Source organism: Microbacterium sp. PRC9 (assembly GCF_031844125.1).
Taxonomy (GTDB): Bacteria; Actinomycetota; Actinomycetes; order Actinomycetales; family Microbacteriaceae; genus Microbacterium.
Window position 1 is genome coordinate 82,513 of record NZ_JAUZUR010000001.1, and the last position, 22,420, is coordinate 104,932.

Sequence of the window (22,420 nt, forward strand, 5' to 3'; positions counted from 1 at the left end):
GACACGGTGGGCTTGACCGTCGCCTCCGAGTACACGTCGCTGAAGCGGAACAGGCCGCCGCCGACGCCGGTCGACGTGGCGCTCACGATGCCGTTCTCCGACGGGCCGACCTGGCTGCCCGGGCCGCCGACGCCGATCAGCACGTGCGGTGTGGCGGGGGGCAGTCCGCCGGCATCGAGGTCGATGTAGAGCCGCTGCGTGCCCGCCGCGCCGCTGGTCACCGCGATGCCCTGGTCGATCAGGTAGTGGGTGCCGAGCTTGTCGATGAGACCGCCGACGACGTTGCCCGCGGCATCCAGCAGCCGGATGTGCGTGCCGTCGACGACGTCGATGAAGTACATGTTGCCTTCGACGAGGCCGATCGGCTCGTACCCGACGCGACGCAGCGAGTGGTTGGCGAGGATCGAGGGGAAGTAGTTCGGGTCGCTGATGTTCAGCACCGTCGACAGCGAGATGACCTGGATGACGCCGGCGCACGAGTTGCCCACGCCGCCGTCGCCGGGAGTCGTGTTGTACGTGCCGATACCGGCGCGGCACGGGTTCAGCGCGAGGCGGAGCATATGAGGCCCGGCCGCCGAGACGCCGAACAGGCCGTCCGGGTCGCCGAGGTAGACGTAGTACGTCTGGCCGTCGTTCAGGCCCGTGATCGCGGGACCGTTCGTGACCGAGTACTTCACCGCGTCGCCGGTCGACCAGCCGTGGCTCGGCGCGTAGATGGTGTTCCACGAGCCGTCGCGCACGATCTGGCCGTCCCCGTTCGTGACCAGCTGTCCCGAGCCGTTCGTGTCGATGTCGATGAGCGTGTTCTTGAAGTCGACTGTCGCCGGTGCCGCGTAGACGACCGCGCGCCCGTCGAGTCCCGCCGAGTTCGCCACCGCGATCTCGGTGGGGCTGGTCACGGTCGTGAAGCTCACGACGACGTTGCCGTCGTCGTCGAGCTGGCTCGTGGACAGCCGGATGCGGTTGTCGTCGATCGCGAAGATCCAGTACGACAGGCCGCAGACGAGACCCGCAGCGGGCAGCGTGCCCATGGCGCCCGAGCCGTTGCAGTCGTAGACCACCTTGTCGCCGGTGCGGAAGTTGTGGCCCTGCGGGAAGAAGATGCTGCCCGTCGCCACCTCGACGCTCACGTCCGCGCCGGTGTCGGGGTCGTTGAAGTCGAGCGCTTCGCCGAGGCGGATGGTCGTGTCGTCGACCTTGATCACGCCGTACGTGCGACCGTCGCCGAGTCCGCCGATCGCATTCGGGTTCGGAAGCGTCCCGTTGTCGATCTGCGGGATGCCGGTGGCCGGGGCGGAGTAGCTGACGTTGGCGCCCGTCTGCACCCCGTGCGGGAGCGCGAAGCAGATGGTGTCGGCGCCGTTGCAGTTGATCGCGAGGATCGTGCCGTCGGAGACGGTGCCGGGTGCGACGCCGTGCAGGCCCGTCAGCGACAGGAGTCCCCCGGCCTGCACGAACCCGCCCGTGACGAGGGCGTAGACCTTCGGTTCGGACGTGGACTCGGCCGTGAACCCGGCCTGGATGTCGATGAGGCCGCCGGAGGTCGCGTCGGCGTAGGAGTCGGCGTCGGCCAGCGACTGTGCGAGCACCGTCACGTCGCCGGAGGCCGTGACCTCGCCGCCGCCGATCGTGGCGCGCACCTCGGACTTCGTCGTCGCATCGGCGGAGGAGGCCGAGACCGCGAGAAGCCCGATGCTGAGGCTGTCGACGCTGGCCGTGGTCGAGTCCTGCCCGATGGCCCTGACCTCGATCGAACCCGCTCCGGCGATACCCACGGTGCCGACGGCCGGATCGACAGCTGTCGTGCCGACATCACCGATCAGCTGCGCCTTCGTGACGGCGAAGCTGGAGGCGTTCGGGAACATCACCCCGATGCTCACGGCACCGATGCCCTTGCCGCCGGCGATCGCGGTCGCGTCGTTGTCGGCGTGGGCGTCGAGGAGGAGCTTGCCGCTGAGGCCCGAGATCTCGGCAGGATCGCCGATGACCGCGGACGTGACGGTGGCGGCGGTGATCGTCGCCTTGCCCTCGGCACCCGAGACCCCGATGATGCCCGTCGACAGCACCTTGGCCGTCGCGGTGGCCTCGTTGTCGGCGTCCGCCTCGACGGTGAGGTCGTGACCCGAGGTGACGGTGCCGCTCCAGTCCGCCCCGGTCTGCGCACCGATCTCGGCGACGGGCGCCGACACGGCGACCCCACCGAGGAAGCCGCCCGTGATGACGTTCGAGAACGCCGTGGCGCGGTTCGTGGACGTCGCGGTGAAGTCGTAGTCCGCGCCGCTCGCACCGAGCGAGCCCGCACCGCGGGCGAACGTCTCGCCGCTCACGTGCGCGTAGGCCGCGCCGATCGCGAGGCTCACCAGCGCGATGGCCGCGGTCAGCACGCGTGCCTCGGCGGTACTGCCGGCGGTCGCGCGCACCCGCACCGCCGTCGCCCCGGTGACGGCGCCGTTCATGGTCGCGGCGACCTCGTTGTCGACCTCGGCGATCGCGATCATGGCCTTGAGGTCGATGAGTCCGCCCGAGATCGCGTCGACGACCGCCTTCGCGAAGCTGCCGTCGCCGTGCGTCTTCGCGGTCACCGCGATGATGCCGGTGGAGTTCAGCGTGCCGCTGGCCACGGTCGCACGCACCCACGCACCGGACGTGACCTCGACGCTCGCCCACGCGCCGGCGAGTCCGATGAGGGCGATCCCGCCCATGAAGGTGTCGGAGGTGGCCCGGTTCTCGGCATCCGCCTCGACGGTGATGCCCGACGCGTTCGTGACGCTCCCGGCGACCTCGGCGAGGGTGTGACCCGACAGCACCGCGAACACGACCTGGATCTGGACGCTGACGCCTCCGCCACCGCCCGCGGGCGCCGTCACGCTCGCCTCGTTGTCGGCGGTCGCGCGGACCGTCACCTGCCCGGTCGTCGTGGTGTTCCCGCGCAGCGCCGATTCGAGGTGTCGCGAGGAGTTCGCGCGCGCCACCGTCACGCCGAGCGCGAAGGCGCCGACCGTGACGTTCAGCGTCGTGACGCCGACCGTCCGGGTGCCGTCGGCCGTGACCGAGACGCCGCCCGCGCCGATCGTGCCGACGGGCGCCGCCGATGCGCGCGCCGTGCCGCCCAGTTCGACGAAGGTGAGCACGCCGCCGATGCCGATCGCGCCGCCCGCCAGCGAGATGCCGAGTGCCGTCACCGTCACGTTGTCGGTGACCTTCGCCTCGTACTTTCCGACCACGCCGCCTGCCCCGACCGCCACGGTGCCGTTCTCGAGGGCCGTCGCCGGGTCGTAGCCGCTCACCGCGCGGTTGTCGCCGTCGACGCTGACGTACGCGATGGCGAACCCGACGGCTCCTGCACCGACTGCGACACCGATCGAGTAGACCTCGAGCGAGCGGTTCGCGACGGACTCGAGCAGCACCCGGCCTCCGGCCCGGCGCAGCTGCGCCCCGGAGTCGATGTGTGCGAACTGCCGGCTGGTGTCCTTGATCACGGTCACCTGACCGCCGATGCCCACGAAGCCGCCGCCTGCGGCGAGGCCGAAGCCGAGTCCGTGCTCGGTCATGACCGCGCGCACGCTGATCTCGTCGGACCCGCCCCCGCCCGCCGTGATCTGGGCGTTCCGGCCGACGGATGCCTCGGTGTTGCTGCGGATGTTCAGCACCAGCACCGATCCGCCGCCGCCGACGAAGCCGCCGCCGATCGCACCCGCGATGCCGAGGATCTCGAGGTCGTCGATCGCCCACACGCGCACCGACCGGCCCGCGCTGATGATGCCGTCGATGGATGCCGTCGTCCCGCCGGCCGGCGGGATCGCGAGGGCTTCGGCGGTGAGTCCCGTGGTCGGAGCGGCACCCGCGATGCCCGACGAGGCGCCTGCCATGGCGGCGCCGACGCGCGAGTTCGTCTTCTCCTCGCCGTCGATCATGACCCACTCCGACGGCTTGGCCTCGGGCGAGGCGCCCACGGTCGTGGAGTTCCCGGTGGGACGGTACTTGTGCCCGTTGAAGGTCACGTACGAGCTCGCGTCGTCCTTGTCGTACGAGACCGCGTTGCTCCACACGGTGAAGGTCCGCGTGCTGGTGGTGCCGTTGAGCGCGTCCTTGTAGCCGCCGTCGCCCTTGGCGATGGAGTCGGCTTCGTCGGTGTTGTCCTTCGCGGTGGGCGCAGCATCCGTCTCGCCCTCCCACTCGCCGCTGGTGCCGGGGGTGTCGTTCGCGTGGTCGATCGTCGCCGCCCAGCGCTTGCCGCCGTGGGTGACGACGTCGCCCTTGAGGTAGAACAGGTCGGCGTCGTTCGCGACCGTCGAGCTGTAGTCGCCCCGGAACCGGCCGCCGTCGGCCTGGTGGTAGGTGCCCGACTGCTGCACGCCGATCGCCCAGATCGACAGCGAGATCGCGAGGCCCACGGCGCCGCCCGCGATGCTCACCGCGATCGAGCTGACGTCCTTCACCGACAGCGCGAAGACCTCGACGTCGTCGTTCGCCTGCACCGTGGCGCCGGTGCCGATCGCCGCCTGCACGCTCGTGTCGGCGATGCCGATGTCGATGCCGCCCGCCACGCCGACGAATCCGCCCGCCGCGCCGCCGGCGATCGTCAGGGACTTGAAGCGGTCGACCGCCGACACGTTCACCGACTGCGCGGCGGAGGCTCCGGCGAGCGTGTTCACGAGGCTGCCGGCCGCGATGAACGCCTTGGTGGTGACGCGGAGCAGCGTGACGGCGATGCCGCCCGCGACGCCGACGAACCCGCCGCCGATCGCCGGCACGAGCCCGAAGACATCCTCCGAGCTGGACGCCTGGATGGCGACGCCGTGGAACGGGGTGCCGACGCCGTAGCGGTCGAAGCGGTCGCCCGTGATCGTGCCCGCGTACACATCGGGGAGCCCTGCGCCCGTGGCCGCGGCATCCACCACCGATCCTGCGCCGAGAGAGGCCTGCGTGTCCTTCGTGAGCAGCGCGATGCCGACGGCTGCTCCGACACCGACCACTCCGCCCGCGATGGCGGCGGTGATGAGGATCGCCTTCGTGTCGTCGCTCGCGAGGACGAGCACGTTGTTGCCGGCGCGCAGCGTCGCTCCGCCGGAGGTGCAGGTCGCGGCGTCGCCCGCAGGCGTGCCCGTGCAGGCGTACGTCTTGGTGTTGAGGATCGAGACGGCGACCGTGGCCGCGACGCCCACCGTGCCGCCGCCGGCGCCGACCACGACCGAGACGACGGCGTCCTTCGCCCGCGCGGTCACGGCGATGTCGCCGCGCGCCCGGACGATCGCACCGCTGCCGACGTGGGCCCGGGTGTTGAGGTTGACGACGCGGACGCCGACGGGGATGGCCACCGCGGCGCTGCCCGCGATCGACAGCGCCCCGGCGATGCCCAGGTGGTAGAACTGGCTCGCCGCCGCGACGAGCACGCTCTGCGCGGTGCTCGATCCGGCCGTCGCCGCACTGCAGTCCGCGTTGCAGTTGACGCGCGCGCTGTCGCCGATCCATGCGTAGGTGTGGACGTTGTCGACGTTCACCGCACCGGCGAGGTTGACCGCCGCGGTGCCGGCGACTCCGGCCGAGATGCCGACGACGGCGATGTCGTCGCTGCTGCTCGCGGTGACCGCGACGCCGCGGAAGGTGTCGGTCGACAGCTCGACGACCCGCGGCCCGTAGGCGCTCGCGTCGCCGCCGGGGGTGACGCCGCTCTTCACGATGCTGTGCCCGCGACCCGTCGTGTTCACGGTGCCGAGTCCGGTGAGGATCACGCCGCCCTTGTCTTCGGGCTTGTTCCGCAGCTTCAGCTGATTCGCGGCGAGACCGCTCGTCTCGGCGTAGTACGTTCCGCCGTCGATGAGGCCCGAGATCGGCAGGCCGCCGCCCGAGCTGTAGACGACGGTGTCGCCGTCGCTGAAGCCGTGATCGTACGGGAGCGTGATGAGCCCGCCCGCGCCGATCGCGCCGGGCTTCAGCGGGTTGAAGCGGAGCGAGTCGTCCTTGCGGACGCCTGCCTGGTCGGTCGGGATGAGGCGGTGGCTCTCGCCCGTGCCGCCCGAGACGCCGATCGCCGCGTCCTGCAGGTTCTGCTGGTGGTGCAGCTTGACGCGGAACGCGTCGACGACCTCGACGTAGTACACCTGCTGCGGCGTGACCTCGTCGCCCGGGGTGTCGTCGAGTCCCGCGATGTTCGCACCGTAGCCCGAGTCGTAGATGACCTCGTCGCCGTTGTGGAAGCCGTGCGCGAAGCCGAGGTTGATGACCCCGCCGCCTTCGAGGGCGACCGACGGGTCGAAACGCGTGTCCTGCGTCGTGACGGTGTACCCGCCCGTGACGACGTCGAGCGCCGAGCCGTTGCCGAGGCCGATCACGCGGGAGAACGCCCCGATGAACGACCGCGTGCTCTTGGTGACGACGGGAACGGCGACCGCGGCGCCGACCGCCGCGGTGCCGCCGCCCGAGATGTTGCCCGCGATGACGTTGAGACGGAGGCGATCGGATGCTGCGACCCGGACGCTCCCCGACACCTCGAGGTCTGCGCGGTCGGAGGCCGACGTGCCGTCCTGCACGTACGCGCGGGTCGTGATGTTGATGACGGAGACACCGGCGTTGACGTTGACCGCCGCGGTGCCGCCGAAGCCGCCGCCGACCGAGATCGAGTCGATCCCCTCGGTCGAGATGGCGTCGACCGTGAGGTTGCCGGAGCCCCGGACCACGGCATCCTTCCCGATCCAGGCCTCGGTCGTCTTGTTCAGCACCTCGACGTCGACGCCCGCGCCCACGCCGGCGGTGCCGCCGTAGGTGAGCTGCCCCGCGAGCGACAGGATCGTCGTGTCGTCCTGCGCCTTCACTGCCACGTTCGTCGTGGGCTGGCTCACGCTGCCGAGGAGGCTCGCCTTCGTCACGTCCGTCGTCGTGTTGACGACGACGGAGCCCGCGACGCCCGCCGTGCCGCCGCCCGAGCCGCCGACTGCGAGGAGCAGCAGGTCCGCGGACTGGGTGGCCGAGACCGTGAGTCCCGCGTCGCCCGCCTGGACGTCGGCGCCCGCGCCCACTTCCGCCTCCACGGTGCTGCCGCGCACCACGACGACGGCCGATGCTCCGACGCCCGCGGAGCCGCCGCCGATCGCGAGGTTGCCCGCCGCGACGTCGGCCTCCATCTCGCGGCTCGCGGCCACGGTCACAGCGCCCGTCGCGTGGACGGTGCTGTTCGCGCCGATGTGGGCACGTACCTTCGGGTCGGAGCCGCCCTGGTCGAAGACGAAGACGATGACCGCGCCGGTCACGGCGACGGAATTGAGGCTCACGCCGCCGGCGATCGCGAGGAGGAACCAGTCCTCCGTGCCCTTCGCCTCGACGGTCACCGATCCACCGGCGTCGACATCGGCGGAGGACCCGATCCACGCCCGCACGTTGGAGTTGGCGACCACGACGACGACGGTGATGCCGACGCTCGCCGAGCTCTGGCTGAGCGCCAGCGTGCCGCCGACGTCGACGACGTCGAGCGAGTCCTCGGCGCGCACCGTCACCGACTGACCGGCGCCGCCCGCGATCGTCTGGTTCACCTGCGCGCCGTCGCCGATCCAGGCGCGGGTGTCGATGTCGAAGATGTCGACGATGAACGCGCCGGTGACGGCCGCTCCGCCGCTGCTCGCACCGCCGGCGATCGCGACCGACGACAGTTTCAGCCAGTCGATCTTGCCGGCGAGCGGCTTCGGCACCTCAGGGACCAGCGGCTCGATCGTGGAGGTGGCCGACACGGATGTCGCGCCCGCGGCGTTGGTCGTCGTGACGGAGCCGGCCGCGGTGCCCGACTCGATCGCCGCGGTCGTGGTGATCTCGAAGTAGTTGACCGAGAACGCCCCGCCGATGGCGGCACCGCTGTCGGTGGAGAGCGCACCCGCGATCGCGAGGTTCTGGAACCCGAAGCGCTGGCCGGCGAAGACGGTGATCGCCCCGTTCGCCGCCTGGAGGGTCGCGCCCGCGCCCACCTTCGCCTCGGTCGTGAGCAGGAGGATCTGCACCGCCGCGCTGCCGGCGAACGACGTGCTCTGGCCGCCTCCGGCTGCGAAGGCCCAGGCGACGAAATCGTCGCGCGACGGCGCGTTCGACACGAGCGGGGTCGAGGCGCGGACGATCACGCCGCCGTTGCCGCTGACCGTGGCATCGGTGCCGATCTCGGCGCGCGTCGTGATGTCCTGCACGTTCAGGCTGATGGCAGCGCCCACCCGCATGCCGCTGGACTGCAGGTCGATGGCCGATCCCATCGCGAGAGCCCGCGCGTTCGCGGCGAGGAGGCTCTGCACCGTGACCGCGCCGCTCAGCGCCGTCACGGTCACGTTCGCGGCGATGCGCGCCGTGCTCGTCGCCACGACCCAGTTCACCGCGACGGCCGCGCCGACCTGCGTCGACCCGCTGCCGGTGCCGGACTGACTCGAGGACTGGCCGTTCGCGCCGGACGCGCCGTTCGAGCCGTTCGTGCCCCCGTTGGAGGTCGGCATCGAGTTCGTGTCGCTCTTGGTGCCCTGCGTGTTCGGGTTCGAGCCGCCGACGGCATCCTTCGACTCGTCGTCGCCCGACTTGCCCCCGCTTTCGGCGCCCTTCGCGCTCGCGACGGCCTTCGCCTCGGACCGCACCTCCGACAGCCCTTCGACGGTGACCGCGGTCCCCTGCACGTTCCGGGCGATCTCGGCGAGCGTGTCCCATCCGACGACCGCGTTGACGACGACGGTGGCGCCGACCGCGGTGCTCTTGCCCGCCGCATCCGCGTTGCCCTCCGTCGCGATCCACGTCACGTGCGTTGCCCGCACGACGACCGCGCCGGTCTGCACCGTCGCGGCGCCGCCGGCGATGCGCGCGGTCACGTGGTCGTCCACGCTGATCACGAGGGCGACCACGGGCGTGACCGCCGTATCGCCCGCGGTGCCGCCCTCGGCCTTGGTCGCGAGGTCGCGGAACCCGGCGGCCGAGACGGTGAGTGCACCGCCCCCGCTGAAGCCGCCCGAGATGCGGGCGGTCACGTCGCTGCCGTCGATGACCTGCAGCGCGAACGAGGCGCCGACGCCCGTCGCCGAACCCACCTTCGCCTTGCTGGTGGCGGTGGCCGCGTCGCGCTCGTTGCTCTGGGCGCGGATGACGGATGCTCCGGACGAGAGCGTGACGACGGCTCCGGCCGGCACCAGCGCTTCGATGGTGCTGCTCAGGACGTTGATCGCGAGGGCGCCGGCGACGCCGACGCTCGTGGACTTGCTCGCTCCGGCGCGCGCGGTCGACACGATCTCGTGCTCGAACAGCCGGAACAGCTGGTCGGCGGCGGGGCTCGTCGGCAGCGTGTCGCCGTCGCCGACGGTGACGCCGTTCTGCTTCACCCAGGCGTGGCTGCCGTTGCGCTTGTAGAAGCCCACCGTGTTCGCGCCGTCGGCCTTCGTGAGCTCGAACCAGGTGTCTTCGGCGATCTGGTCGGTCGGCAGCTGCGACTTCTCGACCACGGTGTTCTTCGTGACGAACACCCATGCGCCGCCCTCGCCCTTCCAGACGCTGCCGGCCGGGTGGCCGTCCTTCTCGGCGTCGAGGACATACCAGTTGCCGTTGACGACCGAGGCGGGCAGCGCGTCGACGGTGCCGGTGAGGCTGACGTCGGTCTCCATGCTCCAGCTGCCGCCGGAGTACTTGTACAGCCCGTCGTCGCCGCCCGACGCGTCGTCACCGTCGGCGTTCGTCTTGACGAAGATCAGATCGCCCTCGCTCGGGCCCGGCAGCTGCTCGCCGGATTCGACGGTCTCCCAGCGCTTCGCGACGTCGTTCCAGCGGCGCACGACGTCGTCGGTGTCGCCGTCGAGCATCTCGGCGATCACGGTGAGCCCGGTCGCCGTGATCGCCGATGCCCCCGTCGTGGCACGGACCGTGATGTCGACGGCCTGCACGGCGACGCCGGCCCCGACACCCACGGAGCCCTTCGTCGCGGTGTCGCCGCGTGCATCGGCGAGCGAGTCGGTGTCGCCGCGGGCGATGAGCGACACCGCTCCGCCTGCCGCGACGGCGATGCCGTCGGCGAACCGCGCCGTCACCGATCCCGAGACGACGGCGATGGCGATCGCGCCGGCGATCGACACCGAGTTGCCGCTCGAGGAGCCGCTGGAGTTCTGACCGGTCGCCGCCTTCGGCGTCTGCGTCGTGGAGGTGCTGCCGCCGCCGTTGGCGGACTTCGTGGACTTCGCGTTGCCGAGGTTGTCGTCGGCCTTCTCGTTGACGTCCTTGCCGCCGGAGTCCTTGCCCTCCGAGGGCTTGGCACCCTGGGCTGCGGCCTTCGCGGTGGTCTTGGCGTCGATGCGCTGGGTCGCGGTGAACGAGACCGCGCCGGTGGTGGTGAGGCTGCGGTCGCTGCCCGAGGTGGACGAGACGTCGTCGAGGATGGCGAGGGCGAGCGAGATGCCGATGCCGGCGGTGCTGCCGGCGACCGTCGAACCCTTCGCCGTGGTGTCGGCGGTGACGGTCTGGGTGGCGGAGGCGGTGATGCTCGACGCGCTGAGCGGAGCGGAGCCTTTGCCGACCGAGGCGCTGGTGCGGATGACCGCGAGGAGGATGGCGACCGAGGGGGTCACGCTGACCGTGGCGGAGGCTGCGCCGGCCTCGGCTTCGGTGGTGAGCACGACATCGTGCGTGGCGGTGAGGCTGACGGCGCCTGCTCCGGTGAGCGGGGGGCCGCGGGTCGGGTCGGCGGCCTGGCTGATGCCCGCGTACACCAGGTGGGTCGGCAGGTTCAGGGCGACGGCGGCGCCGATGCCGACGGTGCCGTCCCCGGACTGCGTGGCCTTCGCGGAGGCCTTGTCGTTCGACTTCGACCCGGCGCTGATCGACACCGCGCCGCCGCCCGTGATGACGACGCCCGGGATCTGCCCAGGCCCCGGGAAGGGCGAGTTCGAGCCGTCGGCGTCGAGGACAGCGCGCGTGCTCTCGTTGACGATGTTGAGGGCGAAGGCCGCGGCCACGCCGAGCGTGCCGTCGGTGTGCGAGGCACCCGCTTCGGCGACCGCCAGCGTGGTGTGGGTTCCCGCGTCCTTCATCTGAGCCGTGATCGTGAGACCCGACGCCTGCACGCCCGCGCCGACGCCCACGCCGGCTTCGGTGGCGATCGTGACCTTGTTGACCGCGACCGCGGCGCCGATGCCGACGGTCGACGAGTTGGTCGCCGTGCCCTTGGCCGAGGCCGACGCATCGGTGTCGGCCCGAGCCACGAAGCTGACCGTCCCGCCGGTGGCGAGAGACGCGCCCGGCAGCAGCATGGCGCGCGCCGCCGAGGTGACGAGGTTGAACGCGATCGCGGCGGCGACGCTCACGCTGGTGCCGTCCTCGTTCTTCGCCTGCGGCGTGGTCGAGCCGCCGCCCGCGCCACCGCTGGTGCGGCCCGCGGCGTTGCCGAGCTTCGCGTCGGACTTCGTGTTGACGTTGTCGCTGCCGGCGCTGCCGCCGCCCTGGTTCTCGGCGGGCGCGCCGGTGGCGCTCGCTTCGGCGGCCGTGGCCGTCGTGGACGTGCCGTCGGCGGTGAGACCGACGTCGCCGGTCGCGGTGACGGCACGGGCGACGGATGCCTCGACCTCGTGATCTGCGGACGTCAGAGCGAACGAGATGGTCATGGCCAGCGACGATCCTGCGCCCGCGTTCGTCGCGCCGGTGGCGCTCGTCGTCGCCTTGGCGGTCTGGGTGGCGGTGGCGGCCAGCGATCCGAGCGTGAGAGCCGGCCCCGCGAGGACCCCGGCGAACGTGCGGACGTTGTGGATCGCGATGCTCGCGACGCCGGTCAGGGTCGCGCTGGTGCCGCCGTCGGATCCTCCGACGGTCGTCGTGGTGGCGTCGTCTGCGCCGGTCGCGTTCATCGTCAGGACGCCGATGCCGGAGGGCGCGGCGCCCGCGCCGATCGCCGCCACGATGTCGTCGCGGACGAGGCTCAGCGCGACGGAGGCCCCGGCTCCGACGGCGCTGCCGTTGTCGCCGCCGAGCTCCTGCTTGGCCGTCGCCTTCGCGGTGCTCTTGTGCGCGCCGCGAGCGGTGATGGCCACGGCCCGGTTCGCGAAGGAGCCGGCGCCGTCGATCGTGGCCGAGGTCAGCGCGTCGATCTTGGCCAGGGCGAAGGATCCTGCCACGGCGATCGAGCCGCCCGAGGTCTTCTTGCCCGAGACGGCGGTGGCGGTGAACGACGAGTGCCCGGCGTCGGGGCCCTCGGCGGCGATCGTGAGGCCGCCGGCGGCATCGATCGCGCCGCCCTGGACGAAGGCCCGGGTCGAGAGGTCGGTGATCAGGAGGGCGATGCCGATCCCGACGCCGTTGCCGCTCGCGCCGCCGCTGCCCGTGGTGGTGCCGCCGTCGCCGGTGACGGCGATGGTGTTCTTCCCCCGCGCCGTGACCTTCTGCGTGCCGGTCGTCACGACCTTGGCGCCGACGATCCGGCCGGTGGTGTGCGAGTCGGTGAGCGCCATGCCGAACGCGCCGGAGATGCCGATGCCCCCGTCGCTGGTGCTCGCCTGGCCGTTGCCGCGTCCGGCGCCGTTCGAGTTCTTGTTGTTCTGCGACGCGCCGCCGGGGCTCGCCTTCGCGGTGGCGGTCACGTCGGCCGTCTGCGACGCGAGGATCGCCAGGGACCCCGCCGTCGAGCCGGTCGTGTTGGTCGAGTCGATGGCGGCGTCGGTGGTCTGCGACAGGTGCGCGATCGCGACACCTGCGCCGCTCGATGCCTCGTGCGCGTCGCCGACGGCGTTGAGCGTGGCGCTGTTCGCGGCCGCGATCCCGAGCGCTCCCCCGACGATCATGCGCGCGTTCCCCGTGACCTTCCCGAGGGCGATCGCCGTGACGCTCAGGATCGCGACCGCCGCATCGAAGTCGCTCGACAGCGGGTCCTCGTCCTTCGACGGATCGGTCTGGGGCGTCGCTCCGACGTCCACCGTCGAGGTGGCCGAGATCGTCGCCGCCCCGTCGACGTCGACGACCGCGTCGCCGCCGACGGTGGCGGACGCGTTCGAGGTGACGAACGCGGCGTCGCCGTAGTCCTTGATGAGGGTGACGGGTCCGACGGTCGACGTGGCCGTCGCCGTGAAGTCGCCGGTCGCCGTGATCGTCGCGCCGCCGCGCACGTCCACGACGGCGTCGGCATCGGCGAGCACGAGGTAGGCGCTGCCGGCGGTCGCGTCGGGCACGACGGTGGCCGTGGCTGTCAGGGTGATGCCGCCGGTGGCCGCCCCGCCATCACCGGTCGCGGTGAGCGACCCGCCGTCCACGATCACCGATGCATCGGCGTCGTGGTCGAGGCACTCCGTGAGGCTGAAGTCGTCGAAGTCCGTGCAGTCGGGGACGTTCACCGGGATGCCGTCGGTGTTGCTCTCGGCCGCGGTCAGCGTGATGTCACCCGCGCTCAGCGAGCCGGTGACGGTGATCGTCTCGAACTCCGCGAGGAACGCGGCCAACCCGAGGTTCAGCACGTCGGCGATGGTGAGCGAGTCACGTCCTCCGCCGCCGGTGATCTTCAGCACGGTGCCCGTGCCGACCGGCGCGGTGAACGTCGTGGTCTCGAAGGTGCCGTTGGCGCTGCGCAGCTGCAGCTGGCCTGCCGACGGGCCCGCCTCGAGGATCGCCTCGTCGTCCTTGTCGTCGGCGAGGGCGAAGCCGACACCGGCGCCGGGGTCGTTGTCGGCGACGATGGGCTCGATGCCGGCGTACTCGACGCGGGTCGAACCGAACAGCATCACGCCGCTTGAGCCGTCCGTCGGCTGCGAGGTGAAGCCGCCCGCGCCACCGGTGGCGAGCGTGTCGAATCCGGCAGCTCCGTCGAACCCGATCGTGATCGCGGGATCGGTCCCGCCGAAGTCGATCGTGAAGGTGTCGTCACCGGACGTGCCGGTGACGCGGATCACGGAGATCTCGGAGAGCGCCCGTGTCACGCCCTCGAACGTCACGGTGCCGTCGCCGTGGAAGACCAGGAACGACGAGGTGCCCGACATCGTGACCACCCACGGGGCGGGCGCCGCGGGGGCCGCCGGAGCAGGCTCGGCCGGGGCCGCGGGCGCGGGGTCAGCGGGGGCGGGAGCAGACGGTGCCGGGTCGACGACCGTGGGCTCGACCGGGGCCGGCGCGGGATCGACCGCCGGGGCGGGATCGGGCGCAGGCGCGGGCTCAGGATCCGGCGCGGGAGCAGCCGGCTCCGGCGCGGGCGCGGGCTCGGCGGGCGTCGTCGCCTCGGCCGGCGCGGGCTCCGTCGGCGCGCCGTCCGTCACCTCGAAGGGCCGCACGTCGAGTGCGGCCGGTTGCCCGACCATCTCGCCGGACGCTGGTGCCGCTTGCCCGCCGCTCACCGAGAGCTCCGGTGCGGCGGGTGCGGATGCCGGCGTCGGGGCGGACTCGCTCGCGATGGTGACCGTCGCGGCGGCGGCGTTCGCGGGCGTGCCGAAGGGGATCGCAATGCTCACGGCGACGGCGATCGCCGTCGCATACGCGAGCACTCCGAACGCTGCGCTCTGAGAGCGCTTCGTCCCCTCACCCCAAACCATGACGCGCCTGTCGCTCGATCGAACTGACAACAACGCGCCGGTGCACTCGTTCCGCTACGCGGCTCCCCCGAACCCCGGCGATGACACATGCATCGAACCCCTTGTCCGGTTCTCCGCACCCGCCCACCCGAGGGCAACACGCACGGCGGACCGAACAGCGGCAAAGCTAGACCCGCCCACCGAGTTCCGTCAAGGGTGTGTCGTGAATTCCTGCTCAGACGGCACATTCCGTCGACGGAATGTCATCGCGGAACAGCAGCTCAGTTCAGACCGGAGTAGGCGTGGAGGCCCTTGAAGAACATGTTGACGATCGTGAAGTTGAAGATCACGGCGGTGAAACCGATGATCGACAGCCACGCCGAGCGCGAGCCGCGCCAGCCGCGCGTGGCCCGCGCGTGGATGTAGCCGGCGTAGAGCACCCAGATCACGAAGGTCCAGACTTCCTTGGTGTCGAAGCCCCAGTAGCGGCCCCACGCGTCGTTGGCCCAGATGGATCCGGCGATGAGCGTGAAGGTCCAGAAGATGAAGCCGAGGATCGCGAAACGGTAGGCCAGCGACTCGAGCGCCTCGGCGCTCGGGAGCGTCTTGAGGAAGCCCGGGCCGGTCTTGGCGGTACCGGATGCCGCGGCCTCGGCCGTCGCGAGAGCCGCGATCTTCGTCTCGCGCCGGGCCTGCATGAGCTGCAGCACCGAGAGGCCGAAGGCGAGGGCGAACAGCGCCGTCGCGAGCGAGGCGACGAAGACGTGGATGACGAGCCACACCGACTTCAGCGGGTCCATGAGGGGCACGATGTCGGTGTAGAACCAGATGGCCGTGCCGCCGAGTAGCACCACCACGAGGCCCGTGATGAATGTGCCGAGGAATCGCAGGTCGTAGCGGAAAAGCACACCGAGGTACACCGCGACGATGAGAAGCGTCCCGGTGAGGGCGAACTCGTACATGTTCGACCACGGCACGCGCCCCGCGGCGATGCCGCGGGTGACGTCGCCACCGAGGTGGAAGAGGAAGCCGAGCACCGTCAGCGAGGTGCCGATGCGGGCCCAGACGAGCCGTGCGCGCTTTCCGACGGGGGCGTTGAGCGCCGCCTCCGACGCCGTCTCCTGCGCCCGCAGCTGCTCGACGATGCCGCCGCGCGAGCCTGCGCCGGCGCCACCGGCGGCGACGAGTTCGCGCTCGCGCGCGGTCTTGGCCGCAGCATCCTTGGCGTCCACGGCGACCGCGCCACGACGGGCCAGGTCGACCGCGTACGCGATGAACGCGAGGGCGTAGATCGCGATGGCCGTCCAGACCAGCAGCACCGAGACCGAGTCGAGGGTGAGGGGGGAGGCGTCGGGCATGGCTCTCAGTCTACGTCGGGGGTGGATTCGGGCTTCGTGGGACGTTCGCCCGCCGAAGCGGGGTCGGCGAGCCATGCGAGGTGGCGCTGGGCGAACTGCTCGACCGCGCCCTCGAGCGCAGGGTCCTCGCCGCGCGCGAGGCCGGCGTACTCGAGGTGCACGGTGTGGCCCTGCCGCGTGGCTTTGACCCACATGCGCCGGCGCGGCACGAAGAGCGCGGCGAGCAGGCCGGCTGTCGCGAGCACGGCGAACACCAGCACCCACGTCGCCGCGGCGTCGCGATGGATCGACAGCGACACGTACCGCTTGACCGAGTCCTGGAAGCCGGCAGCGTCCGGTGTCTCGTTCTCGAAGGTGATCGTGCCGAGGCCGTCCGGAAGGTCGACGGTGTCGCCGGGCTTGAGCTCGAGCGAATCGGTGCCCGAATCGCCGCCGGCCAGCTGGGTCATCTCGCTCGGGTCGAGCGTGTACACCGACTTCGGCACGCCGCCGTCGATGCCGAGGTCGCCGGCGTAGACCCAGAAGGTGAGCATCGGGTACTCGAGGTCGCCGTACACCGAGGTGTAGGCGCCGTTCGTGAGCTCCTGCGCGGTGGGATAGAAGAAGCCCACGAGGCCCACCTGGTCACGGAGGCCGTCCGGCACCTTCACGACGCCCTGCGAGGTCATGTTGTTGTCCTGCGGCAGGAACGGCACAGACTCCGAGAAGACCACGTCGCCGTCGCTGTCCCGGATGGTGATGGTCGGCGCGTAGCCGTTGCCCATCAGGTACACCTTGTCGCCCGCGATCTGCAGCGGGTGGTTGACGCGCACCTCGCCCGCTTCGGCATCGGCGTCCGGGAACTGCGTCGTCAGGTGCGCGACGAAGTCGCCGGCCTGTCCCGCGCCCTGCGCGCCCGGGGTGACGTACGAGAGCGAGAACTCGTCGAGCGTGAGCGCGTAGGGCTGGAGGGCGTCCTCGTCGACGAACCGGCCGGGATTGAACGACGTGTAGTCGAGCATCGTGTTGACCCAGGTGCGGCCCTCGATGATCACCGTCTGCCCGGTGTACGTGAACCCGCCGCCGATGCCGACCGCGAGCAGGACGCCGACCAGAGCGGCGTGGAACACGAGGTTGCCGGTCTCGCGCAGGTACCCGCGCTCCGCCGACACCGACAGCGACTTCGCGCCGTCGTAGCGGGCGACGCGGTACCCCGCCTTCTTCAGCTGCTGCTCGGCGGCCTCGATGGCGGTCGTCGCGGCGGCGGCAGCATCCGTGTCGTCCGGGTACTCGAGGATCTCGGAGCGGTGCGCGTCGAGCCGCGCCAGTCGCGCGGGCGTGCGCGGCGGCTGCGCGCGCATGGCCTTGTAGTGGTGCTTGGTGCGCGGGATGACGCAGCCGACGAGCGAGACGAAGAGCAGGATGTAGATCGCCGAGAACCACGGCGACGTGTACACGTCGAACAGGCTCAGGTTGTCGAGCACCGGGGCGAGGTCGGGGTTGTCGACGAAGTACTGGCGCACGCCGTTGGGGTCGGCGCTGCGCTGCGGCACGAGCGAGCCGGGCACGGCGGCGATCGCGAGCAGCAGCAGCAGCACGAGCGCGGTGCGCATCGACGTGAGCTGGCGCCAGCCCCAGCGCAGCCATCCGACCACGCCCAGAGCGGGCTGGGTGACGTCGGGCGCCGCGGAGTCCGCGTGGTCGGAGGGCCTCAGCGGGTCGGTCACGTCGTCGGTCACAGAACCTTCCGGAGCGTCAGAGCGGGGCCGGGACACTGGCGAACACCCCCTGGAGCTGGGCCATCACGGCGGTCCAGACGCCGGTGACCATGAGGAGGCCGAGAACGATGAGCACGGCGCCGCCGATGAGGTTGACGACGCGGATGTGGCGACGCAGGAACGACACGGAACGCGTCGCCCACCCGAATCCCAGGGTGAGGAGGAGGAACGGGATGCCGAGCCCCAGCGAGTACGCCACGCCCAGGAGCGCGGCACGCGCGGCAGAGCCCGAGTCGAACGCCATCGTCAGGATGACGGCGAGGGTCGGGCCGATGCACGGCGCCCACCCGATGCCGAGCGCGATGCCCAGGAGCGGCGCCCCGATCAGACCGAGGTTGCCCCTCACCTGCGGCCGCGCGATGCGCTGGGCCATGCCGAACCACCCGATGAAGACGAGCCCCATCGCGATGATGACGACGCCGAGGATGCGGGTGATGAGGTCCTGGTACTCGAGCAGGAAGCGGCCGAGGGTGCCGCCGAGCATCGCCATGCTGACGAAGACCACGGTGAACCCCGCGATGAACAGCAGCACGCCCAGCACCAGGCGCCCGCGCGCGGGCGCGTCATCACCCCCGCTGGTTGAGCGAGCGAGGGACGAGCGAGACGAGACGCCCTGGGCGTCCGCGGAACGCTGGAGTGGAGCATCCGTTCCGACCGCCACCGGCGCCGGCCGCGGCGAGACCGCGCCGCCGATGAACCCGAGGTACCCCGGAACCAGCGGCAGGACGCACGGCGAGAGGAACGAGATGGCGCCGGCGAGGATCGCGATGGGGATGGCGATCAGGAGCGACCCGTCGGCGACCAGGGCGCCGAGGTTCACGACTCCTCCAGGGCGTCGCGCACGATGGTCTCGAGGATCGACGCCTCTTCGATCTGGCCGACCAGGCGGGCGGCGACGCGACCCTGCTTGTCGAGCACGATCGTGACGGGCACCGCGTTGAGCGGGGTCTCCCCCGCGAAGGCGAGCTTGATCGAGCCGTCCTCGGTCGCCAGGGCGCTGGGGTACTCCACCCCGTACTTCTCGGCGAACGCCTGCGATGCCGCGGCGCCGTCGTACAGGTTCACCCCGAGGAACGAGACGTCCTGGTCCTGGAACTCCGCGTCGACCGCGGCCAGCTCGGGAGCCTCGACGCGGCACGGCGCGCAGCCGGCGTACCAGAAGTTCACGACGAGCACGTCGCCCGCATAATCCGCGCTCGAGGTCGTGCCGCCCGTGTCGAGCACGCCCTCGAACTCCACGGGTTCGGTGCGATCGGCGGCCGGGATCTCGACGACGCGGAAGCCGTCGGCCGCGACGAAGCCCTTGTTGTCACCAGAGCGGTACTGGTCGGCGAGGGGGTCACTCGTGCACGCGGCGAGACCGGCGATCAGCCCGACGACGAGGAGAGCGGATGCTGCTGCCCGCGCCTTCCGGAACCGCTCAGTCATACCGCCCCCACATCCACCGCACCGGCCGTCGACGCCGGCTCGGCGTAGGCGGTCTCGGTCCACGTGCCGTCGACCATCTCGAAGCTCGTCACGCTCGACAGCGCGCAGCGCCGCGCGCGAGGGTCGTGCCGGAGCGGGAGCCCGGCGACCGCGAGGTGGGTGATCCAGATCGGGAGCTGGTGCGACACGATGACGACGTCGCCCGAATCCGCAGCATCCCACGCGTGCGTCATGGCCGAGTTCATACGACCCACGACGTCGGCATACGGCTCGCCCCAGCTCGGCAGTGCCGGCTTGCTGAGGTGCCGCCAGTTCCAGGGATTGACGAGTGCCCGCGCCATGCGCTTGCCCTCGAAGACGTTGGTCGGCTCGATGACCCGCTCGTCGAGGACGGGCTGGAGGCCGAAGATCTCGGTGAACGGCTCGGCCGACTCCTGCGTGCGCTCGAGCGGGGAGCACACGAGCGCCGACACGGGACGCTCGAGCGACTTGATGTACTCGGCGGCCTGCCGGGCCATGTGACGGCCGCCGGCGCTCAGCCGGTATCCGGGGAGTCGCCCGTAGAGCACGCGGGCAGGGTTGTGGACCTCCCCGTGGCGCACGAGATGAAGGCGGGCGGCGGGCACCGGCCCAGTCTACGTGGGGGTCTTCTGTGGACCGGCTGAGCGTTCTCCCAGCTTCGGCGGGCTCGCGTCAGTCGAGTTCGGGCTCGGGACCGCGGGAGGTGCCGCGGGACTCGAGGAGTGCGCGGACCCGCACAGAGAGGAACCAGGCGACCCCGATCACGGCGGCCGCGATGACGACGTACTGCAGGATGTCGGCGTAGCGCTCCACGATGTGCCACGACTCCCCGAGGAAGAAGCCCGAGAACACGAAGATCGAGTTCCACACCAGGCTTCCCGCCGCGGTGAGCAGCGTGAACCGCCACACCGGCATGCGGGTGATGCCCGCGGGGATCGAGATGAGGCTCCGGAAGATCGGGATCATGCGTCCGAAGAACACGGCCTTGCCACCGTGGCGCCCGAACCACGCGACCGTGCGGTCGATGTCCTCCGGGTGCAGCAGCGGCACCTTGGTCGCGATCGCCCGCAGCCGCGCGATTCCGAGCCATGCGCCGAGCCCATAGAGGAGGAGGGCGCCGACGACCGATCCGACGGTGGTCCACACGAGGGCCTCGACCAGCGAGAACGACCCGCGGCTGGCCGCGAGGCCCGCCATCGGCAGGATCACCTCGCTCGGCAGTGGCGGGAACAGGTTCTCCATCGCGATCGCGATGCCCGCTCCGGCGGGTCCGATCACGTCCATCAGGGAGACGGCCCAGTCCGCGAGGGCGGTGAGCCAGGAGCCGTCGGTCGTCGTCGCAGTCGTCATTCGTCGGATCCCGTCCGTCGGTGGCATTTTCGTGGCGGCGGCCGCGACCGTTCGGCGCGACGACGTCCACGCTACGGGGCGAGGATGAACGAAACCCGGGTGCAGACCCCCGGAAGCCGATGAACCTCGCGGGGTCAGGTCGGGATCAGAGCGTCGACCCGGGAACAGCGGCCGAGGCGACCATGAACGCCGCGACGAGCGACAGCACGATCAAGGCGGCTCCCACGAGCGGCACCCAGAAGGCGAGGCGTCGCTTGACCATCAGCACGATCGCCACGACGACAGTCGCGACGAGCATCACCCACGGCAGGATCATGCCCATCAGCCATCCGAGGGTGATGAGATCGACGTTGCAGTCGCGGGCGCCGCACGAATCCGACGCCATCACGAGGAAGATCCCCATGAACGACGCCAGCGTCGCCAGGACCGCGTCGGCGACCAGCAGCACGATCGTGATCACGAGGTCGAGGACCTTCACCGGCGGCTTCGCCGGCGCTGCGCCCTCGGGGGACGGCGTGTAGGCGGGGCCGCCCGGATAGGGAGGCGGAGCCGCCGCGGTCCAGGCCGGCGCAGGCTGCTCGGGTTCCGGCGTGGTCATGCCCGCATGGTAGCGGTGGGTGCGGATTTCAGCGAGAAGGCGAGTGCGGCGCGTCACCTAGACTTGTCGCTCGTGAGTGAACGCGTCCTCGTCAAGCAGCTTCAGGGTCTCGCCGACGGCCCGGTGTCGGTGTCCGGGTGGGTCGAGACCGTCCGTGATCAGAAGAAGGTGCAGTTCGTCATCCTCCGCGATGAGTCCGGCGCCGTGCAGCTGGTGAACCCGGCGACGCGCCCGGCAGAGGACGGCACGGAACAGGATGCTGCGGCCCTGGCCCTCACGGACCTCATCTCCAACCTCGCCACGGGCACCTTCCTGACCGTGACCGGCGAGCTCAAGCATGACGAGCGCGTGAAGCTCGGCGGCGTCGAGATCAAGATCGGTGCGCTCGAGATCGCAGCGGCGGCTCTTCCCGAGACGCCCATCGCGGCGGACTCGGGTCTGGACAAGCGCATGGACTGGCGCTTCCTCGACCTGCGCCAGCGCCGCAACAACCTCGTCTTCCGCGTGCAGACCACCCTCGAGCACGCCTTCCGCTCGTACTGGATCGAGCGCGACTACATCGAGGTGCACTCCCCCAAGCTCATGGCCTCGGCATCCGAGTCCAACGCCGAGCTGTTCGAAGTGCCGTACTTCGAGGACAAGACCGCGTACCTCGCGCAGTCTCCGCAGTTCTTCAAGCAGATGGCGCAGGTCGCCGGCTTCGGCAAGATCTTCGAGATCGCTCCCGCCTTCCGCGCCGACCCCTCGTTCACGTCGCGCCACGCGACCGAGTTCACCTCGGTCGACGCCGAGATCAGCTGGATCGACTCCCACGAGGACGTCGCGCGCATGCAGGAGGAGCTCCTGCAGACCGCGTTCCAGGCCGTGAAGGACAAGCACGGCGCCGAGATCGAGGAGCTGTTCGGCCTCGAGGTGCAGGTGCCGGCGATCCCGTTCCCGCGCATCCCGCTGGCCGAGGCGCGCGAGATCGTGAAGAGCCGCGGGTACGAGATCCCGCGCACCGACGGCGACCTCGACCCCGAGGGCGAGCGCCAGATCTCCGCGTACGTCGAGGAGACCTACGGCCACCAGTTCGTCTTCATCACCGACTACCACCCCGAGATCCGTGCGTTCTACCACATGCGCGACGAGGAGACCGGGCTGACCAAGTCGTACGACCTGCTGTTCAAGGGCGTGGAGATCACCACGGGCGCCCAGCGCGAGCACCGCGTCGACGTGCTGATCGAGCAGGCGAAGGAGAAGGGTCTCGGGGCCGAGCACCTCGACTTCTACTTCGACTTCTTCCGCTACGGCGCCCCGCCCCACGGCGGGTTCGGTATGGGCCTCGCGCGAGTGCTCATGCTGCTGCTCGGGCAGGACTCGATCCGCGAGGTCACCTACCTCTTCCGAGGCCCCACGCGCCTCGCCCCCTGACGCACGGGCGTGCCGCCCGCC

9 protein-coding genes (1 of these 9 cut by a window edge) are annotated in these 22,420 nt (G+C 71.0%); 1 reads left to right on the forward strand and 8 read right to left on the reverse strand.

What is annotated here, in order from left to right; genetic code table 11:
- The 8 genes from Q9R33_RS00315 to Q9R33_RS00350 all read right to left on the reverse strand — a co-directional run.
- Nucleotides 1-14,495, reverse strand: the 5' portion of a protein-coding gene (locus Q9R33_RS00315) for a hypothetical protein (RefSeq protein ID WP_311292496.1). The gene continues 14,419 nt to the left of window position 1, outside the view; the window shows 14,495 of its 28,914 coding nt (coding positions 1-14,495); the start codon lies at nt 14,493-14,495; its stop codon lies beyond the left edge, outside the window.
- A gap of 260 nt (nt 14,496-14,755) precedes the next feature.
- Nucleotides 14,756-15,832: a c-type cytochrome biogenesis protein CcsB gene (gene ccsB, locus Q9R33_RS00320; protein WP_056368865.1), complete on the reverse strand. Its 1,077-nt coding sequence runs from the start codon at nt 15,830-15,832 to the stop codon at nt 14,756-14,758.
- 5 nt (nt 15,833-15,837) lie between these two features.
- Nucleotides 15,838-17,550 carry a cytochrome c biogenesis protein ResB gene (locus Q9R33_RS00325; RefSeq protein ID WP_311292497.1) on the reverse strand — a complete coding sequence of 571 codons (1,713 nt, stop codon included), beginning with the start codon at nt 17,548-17,550 and terminating at the stop codon, nt 15,838-15,840.
- A 16-nt stretch (nt 17,551-17,566) separates the two neighbouring features.
- The gene (locus Q9R33_RS00330) at nt 17,567-18,409 is read right to left on the reverse strand and encodes a cytochrome c biogenesis protein CcdA (protein WP_311292498.1); all 843 of its coding nucleotides are present in this window, start codon (nt 18,407-18,409) and stop codon (nt 17,567-17,569) included.
- Nucleotides 18,406-19,017: a TlpA disulfide reductase family protein gene (locus Q9R33_RS00335; RefSeq protein ID WP_311292499.1), complete on the reverse strand. Its 612-nt coding sequence runs from the start codon at nt 19,015-19,017 to the stop codon at nt 18,406-18,408. The genes Q9R33_RS00330 and Q9R33_RS00335 overlap by 4 nt, the downstream gene beginning before the upstream one ends.
- Nucleotides 19,014-19,643 carry a histidine phosphatase family protein gene (locus Q9R33_RS00340; RefSeq protein WP_310249972.1) on the reverse strand — a complete coding sequence of 210 codons (630 nt, stop codon included), beginning with the start codon at nt 19,641-19,643 and terminating at the stop codon, nt 19,014-19,016. The genes Q9R33_RS00335 and Q9R33_RS00340 overlap by 4 nt, the downstream gene beginning before the upstream one ends.
- 67 nt (nt 19,644-19,710) lie before the next feature.
- A complete protein-coding gene (locus tag Q9R33_RS00345) occupies nt 19,711-20,388 on the reverse strand; it encodes a DedA family protein (protein ID WP_056368855.1) in 678 nt (225 codons plus the stop codon).
- A gap of 145 nt (nt 20,389-20,533) precedes the next feature.
- Nucleotides 20,534-20,986, reverse strand: a complete 453-nt coding sequence (locus tag Q9R33_RS00350) for a DUF6264 family protein (RefSeq protein WP_310249965.1) — start codon at nt 20,984-20,986, stop codon at nt 20,534-20,536.
- 72 nt (nt 20,987-21,058) lie between these two features.
- On the opposite strand from Q9R33_RS00350, the gene aspS reads away from it, so the two are divergent.
- Nucleotides 21,059-22,399: an aspartate--tRNA(Asn) ligase gene (gene aspS / locus Q9R33_RS00355; protein WP_310249962.1), complete on the forward strand. Its 1,341-nt coding sequence runs from the start codon at nt 21,059-21,061 to the stop codon at nt 22,397-22,399.
- Nucleotides 22,400-22,420 lie beyond the last annotated feature (21 nt).

Excerpts from the sequence above, each read along its gene's own strand:
- Q9R33_RS00335 (WP_311292499.1), bottom strand. The coding sequence starts at position 19,017 with ATGACTGAGCGGTTCCGGAAGGCGCGGGCAGCAGCATCCGCTCTCCTC.
- Q9R33_RS00345 (WP_056368855.1), bottom strand. The coding sequence starts at position 20,388 with ATGACGACTGCGACGACGACCGACGGCTCCTGGCTCACCGCCCTCGCG.
- Q9R33_RS00350 (WP_310249965.1), bottom strand. The coding sequence starts at position 20,986 with ATGACCACGCCGGAACCCGAGCAGCCTGCGCCGGCCTGGACCGCGGCG.
- ccsB (WP_056368865.1), bottom strand. The coding sequence starts at position 15,832 with ATGCCCGACGCCTCCCCCCTCACCCTCGACTCGGTCTCGGTGCTGCTG.